General features: G+C 75.7%; 3 protein-coding genes. 1 reads left to right on the plus strand and 2 read right to left on the minus strand.

Annotated elements, in window-relative coordinates:
* On the minus strand, nucleotides 1-1,183 hold a 1,183-nt coding region (locus AC51EU_RS29330), incomplete at its 3' end, for a chorismate-binding protein (protein ID WP_496270126.1).
* Nucleotides 1,184-1,400: 217 nt separating this feature from the next.
* Complete coding sequence (locus AC51EU_RS29335) at nucleotides 1,401-2,240, minus strand: alpha/beta fold hydrolase (RefSeq protein WP_496270127.1); 840 nt, start codon at nucleotides 2,238-2,240, stop codon at nucleotides 1,401-1,403.
* A 134-nt stretch (nucleotides 2,241-2,374) separates the two neighbouring features.
* On the opposite strand from AC51EU_RS29335, the gene AC51EU_RS29340 reads away from it, so the two are divergent.
* Nucleotides 2,375-2,688: GntR family transcriptional regulator (locus tag AC51EU_RS29340; protein WP_496270128.1), on the plus strand; the 314-nt coding region annotated here is incomplete at its 3' end.

Genomic DNA, 2,688 nt, shown 5'->3' on the forward strand with positions numbered 1-2,688 from the left:
CCTTGGCGTGCGTCTCGGCGACCTCGCCGTACGGGTCGGAGGCGCGCACCAGCGTCGCCCCGACCGGCACCCGCAGCCGCCCGTCCGCCGCGATGTCCGCGGTACGGATGAGGATCGGCGAGTCCAGCACCTGGGCGCCGCCCGCGTCCCGGCCGAACAGCGCCAGCGCGCCCGCGTAGTAGCCGCGGCCCCGGCCGTCCGGCCCCACCGGCTCGTGGCGGGCGATGACCCGGCAGGCGTTCTCCACCGGCGACCCGGTGACCGTCGCCGCGAACATCGTCTCCCGCAGCACCTCGCGGGCGTCGAGCGTGGAGCGCCCGCGCAGCTCGTACTCGGTGTGCGCGAGATGCGCCATCTCCCGCAGCCGCGGCCCGACGACCACCCCGCCCCGGTCGCCGACGGCGCACATCATCTTCAGCTCCTCGTCGACGACCATGGACAGCTCCTCCACCTCCTTGCGGTCGCCCAGGAACGCCAGCAGGCCCTCGGCGGTCGGACCGCCCTCGGGGTAGCGGTACGTCCCGCTGATCGGGTTCATCACGACCGTGTGGCCGGTCATCCGCACATGGACCTCGGGGCTGGCCCCGACCAGGGTGTGCAGACCCGGCCGGTGCACGACGTACGTCCAGTACGCCCCCCGCTCCCCGACGAGCAGCCGCCGGAACAGGGCGAGCGCGTCCGCCGCCGAGAAGTCCGCGATCCGTCCCTCGAAGGTGCGGCGGATCACGAAGTTCGCGCCCTCGCCGGTGCCGATCTCGTCCCGCACGACCCGCCGGACGGTCTCCGCGTACGCCGCGTCGTCCACGTCGAAGCCCCCGTCCGCCACCCGCACGGCGTGCGCGGGCAGCGCGGCGAGCAGCTCCTCCAGGGGGACCTCGTGGCATTCCCGGGGACGCAGGACGGCCAGCGGGGTGCCGTCGTCGGGGGCCCGGAAGCCGCGCTCGCGGATCTGCCGGAACGGGACGAGCGCCAGCGCGTCGGTCACCGGCGTGCCCGGGGCGCCCTCACCGAGCGGGATGTCCGCCAGCCGCTCCACCTCGGTCACCTCGCCGATCAGCACCTCGACGCGGGCGGCGGCGTCCGCCTCCCGGCCCGGGGTGCGGCGGCGCAGCAGGGCGAACGGAGGGCAGCCGGGGGCCAGCAGCCGGCGGACGAGGGCGGCGGCGGACGGGGACTGTGCCACGGGTGTTCCTTCCACGGGGGTTCCTTCCAGAGGGGAGGGAACGGCCGCGGAAACCCCGAAGGCCGCCCCTCGGGCGGCCTTCGCGAAGTTCAGTGGTGCGCGCGAATCAGTGGGCCGCCGTGTGAGCGGTCCACCACCAGTTCATGGTCGGCAGGAGATGCGCGTGCATGCCCCGCACCCTACCGGACGCGCCGCGCGCACGGTGCGCCACGGGCCGTCACGCGCGGCGGGCCCGTTCCAGCAGCCCGCCCAGCGCCGCGTCGAACGCCCGGGGGCGCTCCAGGTTCGGCAGATGGGCGGCGCCCTCGACCACGGTGAGGCCGGCGTCGGGCAGCAGCCGCGACCACTCCCGGGCCTCGGCGGGCGGGGTGAACGGATCGTCCTGCCCGGCGACCACCAGGGCCGGAACCGTGATGCGCGGCAGCAAGGCGGTGTGGTCGGGGCGTTCGGCGCGCCCGCGCAGCGCGGCGGCGGCGCCCTCGGGCGGGGTCGCGCGCATCATCGCGCGCACCCGTTCGGCGGTCCGCGGCAGGGCGGTGACGTTGTACGGCGCGATCATCGCGTCCAGCACCTCGTCCGCGTAGCCGGCCATGCCCTCCCGCAGCAGCCGGCCGGCCATGGCGCGGCGGGCGCGCCGGCCCTCGTCGGTCTCCGGGTACGGGGAGGTCGCGACGAGGGCGAGGGCGCGCAGCCGCCCGGGGAACAGCCGGGCGAACTCCAGCGCGATCTGCCCGCCCATCGACAGCCCGCAGACCACGACCCGTTCCCCGTCCGGCAGCAGGGTGTCGAGCAGGGCGGCGAGATCGCGGGCGAAGGTCTCCAGGGGCACCGTGCCGGGCGTCACCGTCGAGGCGCCGTAGCCCCGCAGGTCCGGGGCGATCACCCGGACACCGGAGCCGGGCGTTCCGAACGCCGTGAGCTGCGGGGCCCAGAGGGTGCGGTCGAAGGGGTGGCCGTGGACGAGCAGCAGCGGTGTCCCGTCGCCGCGGTCCTCGAAGGCGAGGGTGACGCCGTCCGCGACGGCGGCGGTCTGCGGGGTGTTCGCGGAGGTCGGCACAACTCGCCTCGTTCTTCCGTGGGTTGGGGGCGGATGCCCTTGACGGCTCGATGCTAGGAAGGCCAGAATCCCGGTGCAATAGCGGGAATTGAACTCGGTGCAATGTCGAGAACGCCTCGACCGGGGGAGGGCACATGCACGCGGACGACTACCGGGGGTTCGCCGACGGCATCGCGGACGAGATCGCCGCCGGGCGGCTGCGTCCCGGCGACCGGCTCCCCACCCAGCGCGCCTTCGCCCGCGCCCACCACATCGCCCCCTCCACCGCCACCCGCGTCTACCGCGAACTGGCCCGCCGCGGCCTGACCACCGGCGAGGTCGGCCGCGGCACCTTCGTCCGCGCCGCCGCCCCGCACCACCCCGGCCCCGCCCTCGCCGAACCCCCGCCCCCCGACGGCCGCGTCAACCTCGAACTCAACTACCCCGCCGTCCCCGGACAGGACGCCCT

This window comes from Candidatus Streptomyces philanthi, from assembly GCF_059553635.1.